Origin of the sequence: Ensifer canadensis, from assembly GCF_017488845.2 — a bacterium.
Lineage (GTDB): Bacteria > Pseudomonadota > Alphaproteobacteria > Rhizobiales > Rhizobiaceae > Ensifer > Ensifer canadensis.
Map to the genome: position 1 here is coordinate 1,253,635 of NZ_CP083371.1, position 18,674 is coordinate 1,272,308.

The 18,674-nt window shown below is 61.7% G+C and carries 20 protein-coding genes; 5 read left to right on the plus strand and 15 right to left on the minus strand.

The window, feature by feature from the left end:
• Positions 1-190: 190 nt before the first annotated feature.
• The 4 genes from J3R84_RS25555 to osmF all read right to left on the minus strand — a co-directional run bounded on the left by J3R84_RS25555 (position 191) and on the right by osmF (position 4,056).
• Positions 191-928: an ABC transporter permease gene (locus J3R84_RS25555; protein WP_025428650.1), complete on the minus strand. Its 738-nt coding sequence runs from the start codon at positions 926-928 to the stop codon at positions 191-193.
• Positions 928-1,866, minus strand: coding sequence for an ABC transporter ATP-binding protein (locus tag J3R84_RS25560; RefSeq protein WP_203528082.1), 939 nt, complete (start codon positions 1,864-1,866; stop codon positions 928-930). The genes J3R84_RS25555 and J3R84_RS25560 overlap by 1 nt, the downstream gene beginning before the upstream one ends.
• Entirely contained in the window at positions 1,863-3,029 is a 1,167-nt protein-coding gene (locus J3R84_RS25565) for an ABC transporter permease (RefSeq protein WP_025428648.1), read from the minus strand. Before J3R84_RS25565 ends, J3R84_RS25560 begins: the two co-directional genes overlap by 4 nt.
• Positions 3,030-3,144: 115 nt before the next feature.
• Complete coding sequence (gene osmF, locus J3R84_RS25570; RefSeq protein ID WP_025428647.1) at positions 3,145-4,056, minus strand: glycine betaine ABC transporter substrate-binding protein OsmF; 912 nt, start codon at positions 4,054-4,056, stop codon at positions 3,145-3,147.
• Between the two features lie 335 nt (positions 4,057-4,391).
• On the opposite strand from osmF, the gene J3R84_RS25575 reads away from it, so the two are divergent.
• Both J3R84_RS25575 and J3R84_RS25580 read left to right on the plus strand, forming a co-directional pair.
• Positions 4,392-4,859 (plus strand): membrane protein, encoded by a 468-nt coding sequence (locus tag J3R84_RS25575; RefSeq protein WP_025428646.1) that lies wholly within the window; start codon positions 4,392-4,394, stop codon positions 4,857-4,859.
• Complete coding sequence (locus J3R84_RS25580) at positions 4,856-6,232, plus strand: FAD-containing oxidoreductase (protein WP_113567445.1); 1,377 nt, start codon at positions 4,856-4,858, stop codon at positions 6,230-6,232. The genes J3R84_RS25575 and J3R84_RS25580 overlap by 4 nt, the downstream gene beginning before the upstream one ends.
• 30 nt (positions 6,233-6,262) lie before the next feature.
• Here the strand turns inward: J3R84_RS25580 and J3R84_RS25585 are convergent, their stop codons facing one another.
• The 8 genes from J3R84_RS25585 to ocd form a co-directional block, all read right to left on the minus strand.
• On the minus strand, positions 6,263-7,414 hold the full coding sequence (locus J3R84_RS25585; protein WP_107027223.1) for a M20 aminoacylase family protein: 1,152 nt from the start codon (positions 7,412-7,414) through the stop codon (positions 6,263-6,265).
• A 10-nt stretch (positions 7,415-7,424) separates the two neighbouring features.
• On the minus strand, positions 7,425-8,189 hold the full coding sequence (locus J3R84_RS25590; RefSeq protein WP_025428643.1) for an ABC transporter ATP-binding protein: 765 nt from the start codon (positions 8,187-8,189) through the stop codon (positions 7,425-7,427).
• Between the two features lie 37 nt (positions 8,190-8,226).
• Positions 8,227-8,928, minus strand: a complete 702-nt coding sequence (locus J3R84_RS25595; protein WP_025428642.1) for an ABC transporter permease — start codon at positions 8,926-8,928, stop codon at positions 8,227-8,229.
• The gene (locus tag J3R84_RS25600) at positions 8,928-9,641 is read right to left on the minus strand and encodes an ABC transporter permease (RefSeq protein ID WP_025428641.1); all 714 of its coding nucleotides are present in this window, start codon (positions 9,639-9,641) and stop codon (positions 8,928-8,930) included. The genes J3R84_RS25595 and J3R84_RS25600 overlap by 1 nt, the downstream gene beginning before the upstream one ends.
• A gap of 124 nt (positions 9,642-9,765) precedes the next feature.
• Entirely contained in the window at positions 9,766-10,566 is an 801-nt protein-coding gene (locus J3R84_RS25605; protein ID WP_113567447.1) for a transporter substrate-binding domain-containing protein, read from the minus strand.
• 30 nt (positions 10,567-10,596) lie between these two features.
• Entirely contained in the window at positions 10,597-11,400 is an 804-nt protein-coding gene (locus J3R84_RS25610; protein ID WP_025428639.1) for a dimethylarginine dimethylaminohydrolase family protein, read from the minus strand.
• 31 nt (positions 11,401-11,431) lie between these two features.
• Positions 11,432-12,403 (minus strand): citrulline utilization hydrolase CtlX, encoded by a 972-nt coding sequence (gene ctlX, locus J3R84_RS25615; RefSeq protein WP_025428638.1) that lies wholly within the window; start codon positions 12,401-12,403, stop codon positions 11,432-11,434.
• Between the two features lies 1 nt (position 12,404).
• On the minus strand, positions 12,405-13,454 hold the full coding sequence (gene ocd / locus J3R84_RS25620) for an ornithine cyclodeaminase (RefSeq protein WP_373688522.1): 1,050 nt from the start codon (positions 13,452-13,454) through the stop codon (positions 12,405-12,407).
• A 127-nt stretch (positions 13,455-13,581) separates the two neighbouring features.
• Between ocd and J3R84_RS25625 the strand changes: the two genes are divergently transcribed.
• Both J3R84_RS25625 and J3R84_RS25630 read left to right on the plus strand, forming a co-directional pair.
• Positions 13,582-14,007, plus strand: coding sequence for an Lrp/AsnC family transcriptional regulator (locus tag J3R84_RS25625; RefSeq protein ID WP_025428636.1), 426 nt, complete (start codon positions 13,582-13,584; stop codon positions 14,005-14,007).
• 41 nt (positions 14,008-14,048) lie between these two features.
• Complete coding sequence (locus J3R84_RS25630; protein WP_038578194.1) at positions 14,049-14,570, plus strand: hypothetical protein; 522 nt, start codon at positions 14,049-14,051, stop codon at positions 14,568-14,570.
• Between the two features lie 44 nt (positions 14,571-14,614).
• Here J3R84_RS25630 and J3R84_RS25635 read toward each other — a convergent pair whose 3' ends face one another.
• The 3 genes from J3R84_RS25635 to J3R84_RS25645 form a co-directional block, all read right to left on the minus strand.
• Positions 14,615-15,043 carry an OsmC family protein gene (locus J3R84_RS25635; RefSeq protein ID WP_025428635.1) on the minus strand — a complete coding sequence of 143 codons (429 nt, stop codon included), beginning with the start codon at positions 15,041-15,043 and terminating at the stop codon, positions 14,615-14,617.
• A 146-nt stretch (positions 15,044-15,189) separates the two neighbouring features.
• Positions 15,190-16,779, minus strand: coding sequence for an ABC transporter substrate-binding protein (locus J3R84_RS25640; protein WP_057218105.1), 1,590 nt, complete (start codon positions 16,777-16,779; stop codon positions 15,190-15,192).
• A 10-nt stretch (positions 16,780-16,789) separates the two neighbouring features.
• Complete coding sequence (locus tag J3R84_RS25645; protein ID WP_225968514.1) at positions 16,790-17,476, minus strand: helix-turn-helix domain-containing protein; 687 nt, start codon at positions 17,474-17,476, stop codon at positions 16,790-16,792.
• Between the two features lie 120 nt (positions 17,477-17,596).
• On the opposite strand from J3R84_RS25645, the gene J3R84_RS25650 reads away from it, so the two are divergent.
• Positions 17,597-18,673: an ABC transporter permease gene (locus J3R84_RS25650; RefSeq protein WP_025428632.1), complete on the plus strand. Its 1,077-nt coding sequence runs from the start codon at positions 17,597-17,599 to the stop codon at positions 18,671-18,673.
• Position 18,674 lies beyond the last annotated feature (1 nt).

Consider the following 18,674-nt stretch of genomic DNA (forward strand, 5'->3'; position numbering starts at 1 on the left):
AATCCGCGTATTTTGTAAAATTGTGAAATTCATTTTCATAAACCCGGAAAATACCGGAAATGCGGGAATAGCCTCTACAACCAATAAGAGAGGCAACCCCTTCACGCCACAACAGAGGGAAAGCGGTCCAGACCAATGGGGCTCGCCGCGCAGTGCATCTCCATCGCGCCAGAACGAATTGTTGACGAAACTACCGTCCCATTCGAGAACTGATGCTTCGTTCGGCTGCCTGCAAGGCGTCGTGGATCAACACCGCGAGCACCGCGACGATGAGGCCGCCTTGTACGACGAAGGCGAGATTGTTCGACTGGAGGCCGGCGATGATCACCTCGCCGAGCGTCCTTGCCGCGACCGTCGAGCCGATCGTCGCCGTCGCCAGACTGATCACCACGGAGAGCCGGATGCCGGCGAGGATGACCGGCATCGCCAGCGGCAGTTCGATTTTCATCAGCCGCTGGCGCCCGGTCATGCCGGTGCCCCGCGCCGCCTCCATGATCGAAGGCGGCAAGGTCGTAAGCCCAGTCAGAGCATTCTCGAAGATCGGCAGCAGGCCGTAGAGGAAGAGCGCAATCAGCGTCGGCTTCTCGCCGAAGCCGAAGATCGGCACGGCGAGCGCCAGCACCGCAACCGGCGGAAACGTCTGGCCGATGTTCACAAGGCTGCGCGAAAGCGGCAGGAATTCTGCTCCGGAAGTGCGTGTCACCAGGATCGCCAGAGCCAGCGCGACCACCGTCGCGCCAGCCGTTGCAATCGCGACAGTGCGCAGATGCAGAAACGTCAGTTGCAGCAGGCTGCCCTGGTTATAGATGGCCGGCGCATTCTCCTGCACAAGCGGTCGCAACAGCGGCTCGAACCACTGCGGCTGGACCAGAAACGCGATCAGAAGGGCTAGAGCAAGCAGCCGGAACAGGTTGGGAAGACGCAGCATCACGATGGCCCCGCGGCACGCTGCGCCAAGCTTTCAAGACTGACCTTGCCGATGAGGACACCATCGGGGCCGACGACGGGAAGAGCCTTGCGGCCGGACCAGAGAAGCGTCGACAGGGCCTCGCGTTGACTGGCAGCGCTTGAGATCGCCTCTCCCTCAGCGGTACCCGGTTCAACGGCTGATGACACCGGCTCGATCGCCAGCAGGCGAAACGGGCGCTCACCGGCCCCGATCAGGCTCTCGACGAAAGCGGTCGCCGGTTTGACGAGCATTTCGGCCGGCGTTGCGTATTGCACCACCTCGCCCTTGTCCATGACCGCAATCCGGTCGGCCAGATGGAAAGCCTCCTCCATGTCGTGCGTGACGAGGACAACAGTCGTTTCGAAATGTTTCTGGATCGCCAGCAGGTCGTCCTGGGCCTTGGCGCGAATGATCGGGTCGAGCGCGCCGAAGGGCTCGTCCATCAGCAGCACCTTCGGCTCTGCCGCAAGCGCGCGGGCAACGCCGACGCGCTGCTGCTGGCCGCCGGAGAGTTCGTGCGGATAGCGCGGGCCGAACGCCGCGGGGTCGAGCTGAAAAAGCGTCAGCAGCTCGGCGACCTTCGCGTCTATGCGGGCGCGATCCCAGCCGAGCAGCGTCGGCACGCTGGCGATGTTCTGAGCGACCGTGCGATGTGGAAACAACCCGTGCCCCTGGATCGCATAGCCGATCCGGCGACGCAGCTCGTAGCCCGGCAACGAGCGGTTATCCTCGCCATCGAGCCTGATCGTGCCCGATGTCGGTTCGACCAGACGATTGATCATCCTAAGCAGCGTCGTCTTGCCGGAACCGGACGTGCCGACGATAACGGTAACCGTGCGCGGCGCGATCGTCAGGCGGACATCCCTGACGACAGTGGTTTCGCCATAGCGCTTGGTAATGCCTTCGATCTCGATCATGCGCTTTGCACCTGGTTGCGGTTCGGAGTAGCCGCCTCGATCACGGCGTCGAGGACGATTGCGGCCGTGAAGGCAAGGATAACGGTCGGCACTGCCCCGAGCAGCACCAGATCCATCGCCGTCTGCCCCACCCCCTGGAAGACGAAGACGCCGAAACCGCCGCCGCCGATCAGCGCCGCGATCGTCGCCAACCCGATGTTCTGAACGAGCACGATGCGAATGCCGGTGAGAACGACCGGAAAAGCCAGCGGAAACTCGATACCGGCAAGGCGTTGGAAGTCGGTCATGCCGATGCCGCGTGCCGCGTCGTTGGCTTCTCGCGGCACGCCGGCAAGCCCCACCACTGTATTGGCGACGACAGGCAGCAGCGAATAGAGGAAAAGGGCAACGAATGCCGGTGCCGCCCCGATCCCACGGATGCCGATGGCGGCAGCACCCGGAACATGGATCGCAATCCAGCCAAGCGGCGCTATCAGAATGCCGAAAAGTGCAATCGACGGGATCGTCTGGATCGCATTCAGGACACCCAAAAGGCCATCGCGCAGGCGCGTGACACGATGGCAGAGAACGCCGAGCGGAATGCCGACAATGGTGGCGGCGGCAAGCGAACCCAAGGCGAGCATCACATGCTTGCCTGCCTCGGCCCAGAAGGTGTCGGCGCGGCTGGCATATTCTTTCAGAAGCGACAGACCGTCCCAGGTGCCGGACCACAGGAGCGCGGCAATAAAACCAAGGACGGCGGCAAGGAACAGCACTCGCACCAGCGGGGATGGACGCATCCGGGTCAATGCGTCGGCCGCTAGAAGACCGAGCGCAAACAAAAGAATCCAGAACCCTGATGCTGGCGAAACGCGGGCGTAGGTATTTTCAGGCGGCGTCAGGTGGCCGGCTGCAGCACCGATACCGAGCGCCAATGCCGCGATCGTCGAAAAGGCGATGGCAAGGCGTAGCGGGCTTGGCGTTTTCAGGAGGGCGACAACCGCCGTGGCGATCACGAGGATAAGGATGATGGCAGCCCACGCCGGAGGCAACGCCTCGCCGAGCGATCTCGCCTCGCCGGCGACGATGCGGTTGGCACGAAAAGTCGCAAAGGGCGCCAGCAAGGCGCCGTAGGCGGTAAGCACGGCAATGATCACGCCAAGCTTGTCCACGCGGAGCTGCATCAGATCCCTTTTTCTCGCCCGGCTTCCGCTCGACGGACCTTGGTCGTTCTACGCCTAGAAAACAAAACGCTGGTCGGATGCGTGCATCCGACCAGCGTCGCGCATTTGCGTCAACCTATTTCAGAAAGCCGTTCTTCTTCAGGAAGTCTTCGGCAACCGTCTTGGCCGGTTCACCACCGACTTGGACGCGGCCATTCAACTCCTGCAGTGTCACCAGATCGAGTTTCTCGAAGACCGGCTTCAGCAGGGACTCGATCTGAGGATTTTCCTTCAGCACTGCCTCGCGAATGATCGGAGCCGGCTGGTAGATCGGCTGGACTGCCTTGTCGTCTTCCAACACCACGAGGCCGGAGGGGGCGATGCCGCCATCGGTGCCGTAGACCATCGCGGCATTGGCACCATTCGTCTGGTTAGCAGCCGCAGCGATTGTCGCTGCCGTATCGCCACCCGAAAGCGTGATCAGCTGCTCCGGCTTCAACGTGAAGGCGTAGGTCGTCTGGAATGCGGGAAGCGCTGCTGCCGAGTTGACGAATTCGGACGATGCGGCGAGCACGATGTTTCCGCCGCCGGCAACATACTTGCCGAAATCGGACAACGTCGCCAGCTTGTTGGCTTCAGCGACGTCCTTGCGCAGCCCGATTGCCCAGGTGTTGTTGGCCGGCGATGGCGTCAGCCAGACAATCTTGTTGGCGTCGTAGTCGAGCTTCTTGGCGGACTCGTAGGCCTTCGCCGCGTCCTTCCAGACCGGGTCATCGGCCTTCTCGAAGAAGAAGGCGGCATTGCCGGTGTACTCCGGGTAGATGTCGATCTCGCCGGCGGTGATCGCCTTGCGCACCACCGGTGTAGCACCGAGCTGTACGCGGTCTACAGTTTTGATATTATTGGCATTCAACACAGCAAGGATGATGTTGCCGAGCACACCGCCTTCTGTATCGATCTTGGAGGACACCACGACGTCGGCGTTGGCGGCGGCTGCAGTGAGTGTCAAGGCAAAGGCTGTCCCGATAAGCAGTTTGGTCAGGCGCATGGAGATCTCCCTCGAAATTCAGTCCCGCAGTTTGATCACGGAATATTCGCGTCGTCCGGGCAAGCCATTCCATATATGTCAGTCTTCGACGAAAAATAGAGCTGCACGCAGGAAGTGCGGCGCGCGAAAAATTCCAACATCAAGTAACGCGATCGAAAGCATCAACTACCGCATGGGGCAGCGTAGGATTGGACGTTGCAATCAACAGCGTTGTCGGTCACTCTGATTGAGGCCCGCCGGAAACATCCGCTTTCACTCTTGGTTGCGATGCCGCTCGATCCGAACCGCTTGGGGGCTGGCGGCGCGGGTTCGCCCGGCGAACGTTCGGGGAATTGATGTCAATCTATCTTCTCGCGCTTCTCATCGGCGTGGTCGCCGGCCTTCGCGTCATGACTGCACCTGCCGCCGTCAGCATTGGTGCGGCCGCCGGCTGGTTGCCGCTTTCCGGCACCTGGGCAGCCTTCATGGGCTTCCGCTTTACGCCTTACATTTTCGGGCTCCTCGCGCTCGTTGAATTCGTCACCGACCAGTTGCCGAGCACACCGAGCCGCAAGGTGCCGCAACAGTTCGGCGCACGCATCGTCAGCGGCGGATTCTGCGGTGCGGTGCTGGGCACTGCCGGCGGTTCGTTGGTCGGCGGCCTGATTGCCGGCGTCATCGGCGCCGTGATCGGCACGCTTGGTGGCTATGAGGCGCGCAAACGCCTGGTCGCAGCCACCGGCGGTAAGGACCTGCCGATTGCCCTGCTGGAAGACGTCGTTGCAGTGCTGCTCGCGCTCTGGGTGGTGTCCTCGGTCCTATGACAAAACATTTCGACGCCATCATCATCGGCGCAGGCCAGGCGGGACCATCATTGGCCGGTCGTCTGGCCGCGGCCGGCAAGGCCGTGGCGCTTATCGAGCGCAAGCTCTTCGGCGGCACCTGCGTCAACACCGGCTGCATGCCGACCAAGGCGATGGTCGCCAGCGCCTACGCCGTGCACATGGCGCGTCGCGGTGCCGATTTCGGCGTGACAACCGGCCCGGTTTCGGTCGATTTCAAGCGCGTCATGGCGCGCAAGGACAAGGTGAGGACCGACGCCCGCACGGGCGTTGAAAACTGGCTCAAGGGGATGGAAAACTGCACCGTCATCGAAGGTCATGCCCAATTTGAGGACCCGCACACGATCCGGGTGGGCGAAGAAATCCTCACTGCCGACCAGATTTTCCTGAACACCGGCGGTCGGGCGGCAGTACCGGATTTTCCCGGTGTCGACGACGTGCCTTTTCTCACCAATGTGTCGATGATGGACCAGGATGTTCTTCCAAGGCATCTGATCATCGTCGGCGGCAGTTATATCGGCCTTGAATTCGCCCAGATGTTCCGCCGCTTTGGCTCCGAGGTAACGGTGATCGAGAAGGGCCCGAAGCTGATTGCCCGCGAAGACCCAGATGTCTCAGATGCGGTCCTTGCGATCCTGGAGAAGGAGGGCATCCGGTTTCGGCTCAACGCCGAATGCATTCGTTTCGCCAGGCGAGGCGACGATGTCGTCGCCGGCGTCGATTGCACCTCGGGCGCGCCGGAGGTCACCGGCTCACATCTGCTGCTTGCGACGGGCCGCCGGCCGAACACCGACGATCTCGGGCTCGACAGGGCGGGCGTAAAGACCGACGCGCACGGCTATATTGAGGTCGATGACGCCTTGCGGACCAACGTGCCGCACATCTTCGCCATGGGAGATTGCAACGGCCGCGGCGCCTTCACCCACACTGCCTATAACGACTTCGAGATCGTCGCCGCCAACCTGCTCGACGGCGAGCAGCGGCGCGTCAGCGACCGCATCTCCACCTATGCGCTCTATATCGACCCGCCGCTCGGGCGCGCCGGCATGAGCGAGACCGAGGCGCGCAAGACCGGCCGCAAGATTGCCGTCGGTAGGAGGCCGATGACCCGGGTCGGCCGGGCGGTCGAAAAAGGCGAGACCGAGGGATTCATGAAGGTTGTCGTCGACGCCGACAGCAAGGAGATCCTCGGCGCATCGATCCTGGGCACCGGCGGCGACGAAGCGGTTCAGAGCATTCTCGACGTCATGTACGCCAAGAAGCCCTACACCACGATCACCCATGCGGTGCACATTCACCCGACGGTTTCGGAGCTTATCCCGACGGTCTTCGGGGATCTCGCGCCGGCAAACTGACGGTCGGCAAGCCGACCGTCAGGTGTTGGTTCAGACCAGCGCAGAGCGTGCGAGATGGTAGAAATACATCGCGCCACGTTCGAGGATTTCGTCGTTGAAGTCGTAGCGCGTGGTGTGGAGCCCGCTGCTCTCACCATTGCCAATCAGCACGTAGGCGCCGGGAACCTCTTCGAGCAGGAAGGAAAAGTCCTCGCTGCCCATCAACGGCTGGGCGAGTTCGACGAACGCGCCTTCACCGAATTTCTCGCTGATCACGGCGCGCGCCTCTGCGACCGCCTCCGCGTCGTTGATGGTCGCGGGATAACCGACCTGCCAGCCGAAAGTAACATCGGCATTGAAGCTCTGCGCCTGGAAACGCGCAATCTGCTCGACGCGCTCCTGCAACTGCTTTCGCACGGCAGGATCGGTTGCCCGCATGCTGATCTCCAGCACTGCGGTGTCGGGAATGATGTTGGACGCCGAGCCCGATTGGAACGAACCGACGGTCACGACCGAGGGCTGATGCGGCGAGACGTTGCGCGACACGAGCGTCTGCAGCGCCATGACGACGCTTGAGCCGACGACCACCGGATCGACCGTCAGTTCCGGCTGCGCCCCATGGCCGCCTTTGCCCCTGATCGTCAGCGTCAGCACATCGATCGAGGCGGCCATGGCACCGGCGCGCGTCGAGAAGGTACCGGCCGGCAGACCTGGCCAGTTGTGAAGCGCAAAGACGCGCTCGCAGGGAAAGCGCTTGAACAGGCCGTCCTCGATCATCAGCTTGCCGCCGCCGAAATTCTCCTCGGCGGGCTGGAAGATCAGATGCACGGTTCCGTTGAAACTCGCATCCTGCGACAGCGCCCAGGCGGCGCCCAGCAGCATGCTCGTGTGACCGTCATGGCCGCAGGCATGCATCGCGCCGGGATGCTGGCTCTGATAGGCGAGTCCTGTTTCTTCCTGCATCGGCAGCGCATCCATGTCGGCACGAAAGCCGATCGACCGGTTGCTGTTGCCGCGCTTCAGTGTCGCGACGATGCCGGTCGTTGCAAGCCCGCGCGTCACCTCGAAGCCCCAGGACTGCAGCAGGCCGGCGACGAATTCCGAGGTCTTCACTTCAGACAGGCCGATCTCCGGCATCTCGTGCAGCTTGTGGCGGATATTGACGAGTTCAGGCAGGAATTTCGACAGGATCACGTCGCGCATGGTGTTCTCCTCAAGCCATCTGCAGGAACTGGCGCAGGCGCGCCGACTTCGGGTCACGCATGACCTGCGACGGGGCGCCGCGTTCTTCAACGAGCCCCTTGTGAAGGAAGATGACTTCGCTGGAGATGTCGCGCGCCAGCGACATTTCATGCGTCACCATCACCATGGTGCGCCCCTCCTCCGCCAGTTTCTTGATGACCAGCAGCACCTCGTTGACGAGTTCCGGGTCCAGCGCCGATGTCGGCTCGTCGAAGAGCATCACATCGGGTTTCATCGCCAAAGCCCGCGCGATCGCTGCGCGTTGCTGCTGGCCGCCCGAAAGCTGGTTGGGATAGTGGTCGCGCTTCGGCGTGATGCCGACCTTCTCCATCAGCACCTCGGCCTCGCCGACGGCGTCCTTGCGCGTCATGCCAAGCACATGCATCGGCCCCTCGATGATGTTTTCGAGGATGGTCTTGTGGGACCAGAGATTGAAGCTCTGGAACACCATGCCGAGGCGGGTGCGGATATGCTCGAGCTGGCGCTTGTCGGCGGCAACGAGCTTGCCGTCCTTGCCCTTCAACGTCCTGATCACTTCGCCCGATACCGAGATTTCGCCCTCGTCGGGCGTCTCGAGATAGTTGATGCAGCGCAGCAGCGTGCTTTTGCCAGAGCCGCTGCTGCCGATCAGCGAAATGACGTCGCCGGATTTCGCTTCGAACGAAACACCCTTGAGTACCTCGACCGAGCCGAAGCTCTTGTGGATGTTCTTCACTGACAGTGCGGTTGCGACCATCATCGTTCCTCCCGTGGCGCCTCTGCGCGCCGTGTACCTATGCCTTCGCCGTGCGGTAGCGGGTCAGCCGCTTTTCGACGACGTTCATCACTCGCGTCAGAATGAAGACGACGGTGAAATAGATGATGCCGGCCGCGATCAACGGCTCGAAGATCAACAGCGACTGACGCTGCAGCATGCGCGCGGTGCCCATCACCTCGAGAATGGTGATCGTCGAGGCGAGCGAGGTCGTCTTCAAAAGGATGATCAGATCGCCCGTCAGAACCGGCAAGCAGGATCGCAGCGCCTGCGGCAGCGTGATCCGCCTGAGTATCATCGACGATCGCATGCCGATCGATTTTGCGGCCTCGATCTGCCCACGCGGGATCGCCTTGATCGCGCCGCGGATGACTTCGGCATTGTAGGCCGCCTGGTTGAGGCTGAGCGCGAAGATCGCGTACCACAGGCCGTCGCGAAGATACGGCCACAGGAAGCTGTGGCGAACCCAGGTTCCCGGCAGGACCTGCCCGAGGCCGTAATAGATGAGATAAATCTGCACGAGTAGCGGCGTACCGCGAAACGCGAAGGTGAAGACATAGGCCGGCATCGATAGGATGCGTCGGGTCGAAAGCCGGGCGAGCGCGACAAACGTGCCTATGACCAGACCGAAGACGCCGGCAACGGCGGTCAACAGCAGCGTCAGCGGGGTCGCCTTGATGAGCGCCGGCAAGAAGCCGACAACGTTGGAGATCGTTTCCATCAATTGTGCCCCCGGTTAAGGCGGCGTTCGATCTGCGCGATCACCAAGGCTGAGACAAGCGTAATCAGCAGGAACAGGACGGCCGTCAACCCGTAGAAGAAAATGTATTGCTTGGTGCCCGCGGCAGCGCGGTAGCCGGTATAGAGCAACTCGCTGAACGAGCCGAGCACGCTGATGATGGCGCTTTCCTTGGTGATGGAAAGCCAGAGATTGCCCATGCCGGGCACGGCGTGGCGCATCATCTGCGGCAGCACGATACGGGTGAAGACCTTGCGTGGCCGCATGCCGATCGAAACCGCAGCCTCGATCTGCCCGGGCGGAACGGCGAGGAAGGCCGAACGCAGCACTTCTGTCATGAACGCGCCGGAGACGAAGGCAAGCGCGATGATTGCCGCCCAGAACGAGCTGAACTGAAACGTCTCGGCGACGAGACCAAAATGCTTCAGCAGCCGCTCAGCGCCGCTCGCCACCGAGAAATACAGAAGCAGGATAACCAGGAGTTCGGGAAGCGAACGCACGACGGTCGTGTAGATATCGGCCAGAAGACGTGGCAAGCGGTGCTTCGACAGCTTGCCGGCAGCGCCCAGCAGCCCGAAGACGACCGCGACTGCATAGGCGACCACGGATACCTGCAGCGTCATCACCAGGCCCCAGGCGAAATCATCGCCCCAGCCCTCGCCGCCCCAGGCAAGCAATTGCCAGTAATACTCCATCCGTCGCTACCTGTTCCCGATTGGTGTCGTCAGCCAAAGGCTGCGATGATGCCCCGGACGCTGCGGTCCGTTTGGCGATCGAGGGCGAAGGGCCTCGGCCCGTCGCCCTCGAAAACGTCCGTTATCACTTCTTGCCGAAGATCCACTTGTCGACGAGCGTCTTGATCTGCCCATCCTTTTCGAGAGCGGCGAGGCCGGCATTGACCTTCTCGAGGTTCGCAGCGTCGCCCTTGCGCACCGCATAGGCAACACCTTCGCCGAGTACGGCGTTCTTGGGAACCTCGACCTTGATTTCGTAGTCGGCGCCGTCAGGCGACTTCAGGAACGTCTGGATGTAGAGGTCCGGGATCAGAACGTAGTCGACGCGGCCGGCGACGAGATCGGCGACGGAGTTGTCGGCGGTATCGTAGCTCTTGGCCTCGGCGCCCGGCAGATACTTGGCGACGTAGGCCGATTGCACGCTCGACGTCTGAACGCCGATGATCTTGCCCTCGACGCTGGCCGGATCGATGATCTGGCCACCGCCGTCGGCGGCGTCGGTCGTCTTGATCTCGCTGGTGTCGGACTTGGCGCCGACGAAGGACGTGCCTTCGGTGTAGTAAGGCGTCGAGAAGTCGACGACCTTGCGGCGCTCATCGGTGATCGAGAACGCACCGATGATGAAATCGACCTTGTTTTCCTTCAGCGACGGGATGAGGCCATCCCACGCCATCTGGTTGATGTCGCACTTCACGGCCATCTTTTCGCAGAGGGCACGCGACAGGTCGGCTTCAAGGCCTTCCCATTCGCCGCCGGCGTTGACCTGCGTGAACGGCATGTAGGGCTCGGGCGTCATGCCCAGACGCAGCGTGTCCTCAGCGAAAGCAGCGCTTGCCGCCATGGTGAGGGCGATCCCCGCGAACAGGGCCGACTTGAAAGTTCTCATGATGTTTCCTCCGCGAATATTATGTCTGGATCAGAGCGTGTTGCTGAACCAGCGCAGCGACATGCAGGACAGGCCGGCGTCGATCTTGCCGATTTCAGTCGTCTTCATCGGCACGACCTTGTAGCCGAGCTTGTCGAGCATCTCGATCGTGCGCGGGAAGTCGGAGCCAACCATGACGACGTCGTTGACGCGCAGCGCATTGGCCGCCGGCTCTTCGCCTTCGGGAATAATGACCTGCTTGAAGCGGTCGAACACGCCGGACTTGGCAAGACGAGCGGTCGAGAGCACGGTTTCCTCATCGAGCAGCGAGCAATCGGTCTTGAAGTGCAATACGCCTTCCGGTGTGGTGACGATCTCGCTCTTGCGGCCGAGCTTGTCGAGGCACGCCTGCAGCGCTTCGGCGCCGACCTTGTCGGTGCGGGCGGAAAGACCGATCATCACGCTTTCGCGGGTCGTCAGCACGTCGCCGCCATCGGCAAGGCCGGTGCCCGGCAGATCGAGAACCGTCTCGAACATCGCGCGAAGCGTCGGCTCGATCTCGATGGTTTCCTTGACGCGGGTGGCAGCACCCGGACGCAGGAGGATCGCGCCTTCGGTGAACACCAGCGCCGGATCTTCGACGAAGATCGAATCCGGGAAGGCTTCGAGCGCCGGAAGCACGGTGACCTTGACGCCCGCATCCTTCATCGCAGCGATGTAGGTATCGTGCTCGGCCTTCACGCCCTCATAGGTCGGATTGCCACGGTCATCGGCACGCAGGCCGTTGACGACGGTGGTCGAGGGCGTGCGGACGATGATGTTGTTGAAATTGTAGACGGGGCGTGCTTGCGACATTTGTAGTACCTTTGGCTTGGATGAGGTGCTTCTATCGATCGGATGTGGCGGCGTAAAGCTTTTGCGTACCGGCGGGTTCTCTGCGTGACAAATGCACGCCGGCGAGCATGCAGCGCACGGAGCCGCCGGCAAGCTCGATGGTCGGCACGTCGAAGGCGAGCACGCGCGCCGAAACCTCGATCGCCTTGACCTGGTCCGGCCGAAGCGACGCAAGCGCACGCGCCGACATCACGACGACACGGCCATCGGCGCCGTCGAGTTCGATCGCGTTGCCGGCAAAATTCTCGATCTGATCGATCGTGAGATCGATGACCTGCCGGCCCGTTTCCTCCAGCCGCGCGCAAATTTCCTGTCGCCTTGCCGCGTCGGGGATCATGCTGGTGCCGATCAGCGCGAAATCCGTACCGATGCACATCAGCACATTGGTATGGTAGATCGAGTTGCCGTTGCGGTCGACCGCACCAAACACCATCGGCTCGAAGTTGAAGTGGGTGCAGAAGCGCTCCAGCGCCACCTCGTTGGTGCGGTTCGACCGGGCCGCATAGGCCACGCGACCGATATGGTCGAGCACCATGGCGCCGGTGCCTTCAAGATAGACGCCGTCCTTTTCGAGGCCTGAGTAGTCGATCACGTCCTGGACGCGATACTCGTTCTTGAGCATCTCGATGATGTCGGCGCGGCGTTCGCTCTGACGGCTTTCCGAATACATCGGATAGATGGCCACATGTCCGCCCGAATGGGTGGAGAACCAGTTGTTCGGGAACACCGAGTCCGGACGGGTCATCGTCTCGTCTTCGAACAGGTGGACGGCGACGCCGGCGGCCGACAGGCCATCAGCCATGCGCGTCACTTCATCAAAAGCGGCAGTTGCGATCGCCGAGGGCTTGCGCGCCTCGTCAGTCGACTGGAAGGCATTGTCCTTGGCCGTCATCGGGTTCGGGCCGAAATGGTGCGGACGGATCATCACGACACCCTTCGGCGCCTGTACGGACAGTCTCTTCATCTCAGGCAACGCTCCGCTCGGCAATGACAGCGGCCGCCGGCTGCTTGAACAGTCCGTAGAGATCACGCGGATGCTCCGGCTGCGTCGTCAGGTCGAGCTCGGTGTAGAAGGCCGTGCCCTGGATCCTGTCACGAAGGAAGCGCAGCGCCGAAAAGTCTTCCGTGGCAAAGCCGACGGAATCAAAGATGGTGATCTGCGAGCCCAACCGGCGGCCTTCAGCCTCGCCGGCAATCACGCGCCAGAGTTCGATCACCGGGAAGTCCGGCGCCATCTGCTGGATTTCTCCTTCGATCCGCGTCTGCTCCGGATATTCGACGAAGACATCGGCACGACGCAGGATATCGCCCTGCAGTTCGGTCTTGCCGGGGCAGTCGCCCCCTACGGCGTTGATGTGCACGCCGGCGCCGACCATATTGTCGGAGAGGATCGTCGCGTTGCGCTTGTCGGCCGTCACCGTCGTGATGATGTCGGCGCCAGCAACGGCCTCTTCTGCGGTCTTGGCGACAACGATATCGAAATCCATGTCGGCGAGGTTCTTCAGGAACTTGTCCGCCGCTTCGATGTCGATATCGAACACCTGCAGGCGCTTGATCCCGAGCAGGGCCCGGAAGGCGAGCGCCTGGAATTCCGACTGCGCGCCAAGCCCGATGATCGCCATCGAGCGGGCATCGGGGCGAGCCAGGTACTTTGCGGCCAATGCAGAGGTCGCCGCCGTGCGCAGACCCGTCATGATCGTCATCTCGGAGACGAGGCAGGGATAACCAGTGCTGACGTCCGAGAGAACACCGAAGGCCGTCACAGTCTGCAAGCCAACATTCGGATTCTTCGGGTGGCCGTTGACGTATTTGAAGCCGTAATGCTCGCCGTCGGACGTCGGCATCAATTCGATGACCCCCGTCTTCGAATGGCTCGCCAGCCGCGGGGTTTTCTCAAAAGCGTTCCACCTGCGGAAATCGTCTTCGATATATTCCGCAAGACCCAACAGGAACGTTTCAATGCCGATCGATTTGACCAGCTCGATTACGTTGCCGACACCGACATACTGAACCACGATTTCATCTCCATCGGGAAATTCGATGAGGTCAGCGTAGGCACGCAAGAAGCGAGTTGAAATTTTAAACTTGCGCAACATCTTGCAAAAGATTGCGCAAATTGTACAACTCATCTATAAGATTTTTATGCATATCTTCGATGACCTCGATCACCAGCTTATCTCGCTTCTGCGAGAAGACGGCCGCGCGCCCTACTCCAAGGTCGCCTCGGTTCTCGGCATATCGCGTGCAACCGTACAGACGCGCATCGACCGGCTGCTGGAAACCGGGGCGGTGCTGGGCTTCACATTGCGCGTCCGCCAGGACTATGACCAGCGCGCCATTCGGGCAATCATGATGATCGAGGTCAGCGGGCGCACGACCACAAAGGTGATCAAATTCCTTCGCGGCCTGCCCGAACTCTATGCTCTCCACACCACCAATGGCGCCTGGGACATGGTGGCCGAAATTCGCGCCAACAGCCTCAGCGACTTCGACCGCATCCTGCGCGAGGTCCGCGACGTCGAAGGCGTGCTCAACAGCGAGACGAGCATACTTCTCAGCACCATCTGACATCTGCGCGTCCCCCCGCCATCACCAATACAGGCATGACCGTGAGCCACATTCCCCAGATCGATTACGACACCGCTTCCGACGCTATCCGTGCCGCCCACGACGAGGAGGTCCAAGTCCGTGGCCGCATGACCAATATGAAGCGTACCCTCTTGCATTCGCCGACGGCGCACCGGATCTATGCCGAGTGGTTCACGCTGCGGGAGGAGTTGCGGCCTGTTCTCGACGACCGGGCGATCTGGCTGCTCTCGCATGCAATCTCCGAGGCGATGAAATCGCCGATCGCGATGGGCTTTTTCCGCCGCGCCTTCGCCAATTCCGGCGCCGACTTCCATTCCCTCGTGCCGACCGAGGACGAACAGCGGCTGATCGATTTCGGCCGGGCGATCGTCGCCAATTCGAATGCGGTGCCGGCAGAGATCTGGGACGGGTTGAAAGCGCGCTATGACAATGCGGCGCTCGTCAACCTCGTGGCATTTGCGGGGATCATGGTCGCAACCGCGCTGTTCAACAACGTGGTCGAAGTCGAATTCGATAGGGAATTGGCGCCGTTCATGGATTGAGCGGGCCGTGGCCCGAGACGGTCGGGCCACTCATACAAAGAGGGTCAATCTGCGTATCGGGTCACAAATTCCGGGTTGCCGCGCAAGGTGTTGCTGACGGTGCAGATTTCATTTTCGGCAGCCTCGGCAATGGCATGCCGGGTCGCGTCGTCAAAATCGCCTTTGATGTCGAAGACGATCTCGAATTTCCCGATCCGTGACGGTTCGTCATGGGCCTTCTCGCCCGTCACCCTGGCGCTGACTTCGGTCAACCGGTCGAGGACGCCAAAACGGCTGGCGGCAATGCGGGCGCTCAATACCAGGCAGCTGGCGAGCGAAGCATAGAGCAGGTCAAGCGGTCCGTAGCCCGGCTGCGACGGGCCCGTCACGATATCCAGTTCGCCGCCGGTAACCGAAGTCACGTGCGGAAAGCCGGTCCTGCCCACCACTGCCGTGGCGCCTGTTTCTCGCGTCCTTACCTTCACGTCTGCCATTTTACTCGCCTTCTCCAATGTTCGCAGAATCGGGTTCAGCCACTACGCAGAAGTCCCGATTCGGCCGTGGTGCCGCGGGTCACAAGTGGCCCGCGGCTCTGATATGTCCGCGCTCAGTTGCAGGTGCAAGTGAGCGCGCACAGGAATCAGTTCTTTTTGACGAGGCGGTAGAAGACGAAGTCGGAGGTAGCGCCGTTGACGTAACCTTCGACCTTGTCCTTCATCGCAACCTGAGTTGCGGCCTGGAACATGATCACGATCGGTGACGTTTCCTGCACCTTGCGCTGCAGGTCGACATAGAGCGCCGAACGCTTGGCCGGATCGGCTTCCTTCAACGCAGCTTTCGTCGCTTCGTTGAGCTCTGCCGGGACTGCCCAGCCGTTACGCCATGTGGTCGTCGACTGATACTTGTCGTCCGCATTGTCTTCGTTATAGGCGAAGGCCTTTGCGTTCGAGTGCGGGTCCATGAAATCAGGGCCCCAATAGAGCAGCATGGCCTCATGCGTACGGGCACGGTATTTGGTGATGACCTGGCTGCCGGTTCCCGGGATGATGTCGAAGTTGATGCCGGCTTCGGCGAAGGAAGCCTGCAGCGACTGTGCCATGTCGGTGAACGGCGTCGAGTTGATAACATCGAGCGTCACCTTGATCGGCGTCTGGATGCCGGCATCGGCAAGGATCTTCTTCGCCTTTTCGACATCGTAGGTATAAGGCGTTTCGTCGAGCGAGCCCGGGAAGCCCTTCGGCCAGAAGGCCTGGTGGACCTCCATCTGGCCCTTCAGGAAGCTGTCAGTCATGCCCTTGTAGTCGACGAGATAACGGGCTGCTTCCCAGACGGCTGGCGGCTGCAGGGCTGCGGCCTTCTGGTTGAACGACAGGAAGTGGACGGCCGCCTGTGGGTAGGATTCGACCTTCATGCCGCTCTTGGCCCCAAGGCTTGCGACCTGGTCGGGCGTCAGGTTCTTCGCCATGTCGACGTCGCCGGTTTCAAGCATCAGCTGCTGGGTTGCGGCTTCCGCAACGTGACGGATGATCACGCCCTTGATGGCCGGAGCGCCGCCGAAATAGTTCGGGTTGCTCTGCAGGTTCAGAAGTTCCCCGGCGCGGAAAGCCTTGAGCACGAACGGGCCGGAACCGGCCGAGTTCGCCTTGAGCCAGGCATTGCCGTAGTCGCCGTCGGCTTCGTTCGCCTTGACGGCTTCCGCGTCGACGACCGAGGCCGGACGTGCCGCCAGAACGTTGAGTACGAACGCCGACGAGAAGTCGCCTTCATACTTGATCGTGACCTTGTTGCCGTCGGCAGTCACCATCTTGTCGATATTTTCAGGTGTCCAGCCGAGCTGCGTCAGGATGAAGGCAGGCGCCTTGTTGAGCGCGACGACGCGCTTGAAGGAGTAGACAACATCTTCGCCACGCAGCGGGTTGCCGGAGGAGAAGGTGACGCCATCTCGCAGGGTGAAGGTGATCGTCTTTGCCGCATCGTCGGCGGTCCATTCGCTGGCAAGACCAGGCGAAAGCTTCAGGACGTCGGGCGCATCATATTGCACCAAACGGTCATAGGTCTGCGTCACATATTCGCCGGACGAAAACTCGTAGGCTTCGGCCGGATCGATGCTGACGATATCGTCGATGTTCTGGGCAACCACCAGCACTTCGGCCGGGGTCTCCGCCAAAGCTGCCGGAGCCACGCTCAGCATAAGGGATGCCGCGAAAACCGCGGCCTTGAACATTCTCATCATCGCTCTCCTATTTTCGATGAGGTTTGGTTTTTGTTGTCGTCGCCGGCTTGGGGGTTGCCTGAGGCATACCGGTCTCGTTGGGCAAGGGTGTACGGGATCGGAACAGAGGCAGGGTGCCGGTCCAGATCAGCCGGACGGGCCGATCCGTCTTGTTCCACCAGTAGTGTGGCTGGATACCCCGAAAATGCAGGCCGTCGCCGGGGGTAATTGTGGTCTCGTCGTCATCGAGACCGAACAGGATTTCGCCCTGCAGGACGTACACCAGTTCCTCGCCCTCATGGCTGAACACCTCCGAGCGGTGTCCGGCGGGGATGGTGATGACGAAGCTGGATAGCTGGTTCCCGGCAAAGTCCGCACCGATCCGCTCATAGGACACCGGCGAGCCGCCGACGGAAAAGACCATGCGCTCGCTGGCGCGTGACAGACCGGTATCGATCGCCGGTGCCAGGATGAAGTGGTTGAGCTCGGCGTTCAGCCCCTGGGCGATCTGCGCAAGCGTGCCGAGGGAAGGCATGGCGAGATCGCGCTCGATCTGGCTGAGATAGCCAACCGATACCCCCGCAGCATCGCTCAGCGCCTGCAGCGTCATATGCATCTGCCGCCGGCGCGCACGCAACAGCGCGCCGATCCGCGGCTGGCCCGCAGTCGCGGCCCTGGCGGATGCGGTCTCTGCATCCTCAGATGGCACGGTCACAATGGATTCTCCTCACCAGTAAAATTTTTTTGATTTAAGCAAACTTATTTATATACTCCAAGCGAATTCTTGCGCTATCGACAGCCGCGACCGCAAGCGAACGAGGGATGGAATCGCCACGTGGCAAACAACAACACGACTACAGCGCCCGCGCCGACGCGCCGCGCCGGGGCACAAAGCCCGGGCAGACGGCGCCTTTTTTCGCTGCTTGGCTTTCTCGTCACGCTTGGCGTGACCTTCATCGGGCTGCTCGCAATCACCTTCTTCATCGGCCGCATCGTGCCGATCGACCCAGTGCTCGCCGTCGTCGGCGACCGTGCCCCCGTCGCCGTCTATGAGCGCGTCCGCGAGGAAATGGGTCTCGATCGACCGCTGGCCGCCCAGTTCGTCAGCTATGTCGGCGATGTGGTCACCGGCAACTTCGGCACGGCAGTATCAACCGGCAAGCCGGTGATCGAGGATCTCGCCCGGGTCTTCCCGGCGACGCTGGAGATGGCGACGCTCGGCATCATCCTCGGCGTACTGATCGGCGTGCCGCTCGGCGTCGTCGCCGCAAGCCGCCGCGGCTCCTGGCTCGATCAGGGCATCCGCGTCGTCGGCCTGCTCGGTTATTCGGTGCCGGCCTTCTGGCTCGGCCTCGTCGGGCTCGCCGTCTTCTACGCGAAGCTGAAATGGGTCGGCGGCCCTGGTCGGGTCGATATCTTCTACGACGGCGTCGTCACCCCGATCACCGGCCTTATCCTCGTCGACAGCATCATCGCCGGCGACTGGGAGATCTTCCGCAACGCGGTCTGGCATCTCATCCTGCCGGCGTCCTGCCTCGGCTTCTTCTCGCTTGCCTATATCGCCCGCATGACACGGTCCTTCATGCTCGATCAGTTGAGCCAGGAATATGTGACGACGGCGCGGGTCAAGGGCGTTCCGGAACGGCTCGTGATCTGGCGCCATGCCTTCCGCCCGATCCGCGTGCCGCTGATCACCGTCATAGGGCTTTCCTATGCCGGCCTGCTCGAAGGCTCCGTGATGATCGAGACGATCTTTTCGTGGCCCGGCATCGGCAACTACCTGACCGTCGCCCTGCTCAACGCCGACATGGCGGCCGTCCTCGGCTCGACCCTGGTGATCGGCGCGGTCTTCATCGGCATCAACAAGATATCGGACGTGCTCTATCGCGTGCTCGATCCGCGTGCGCGCTAGG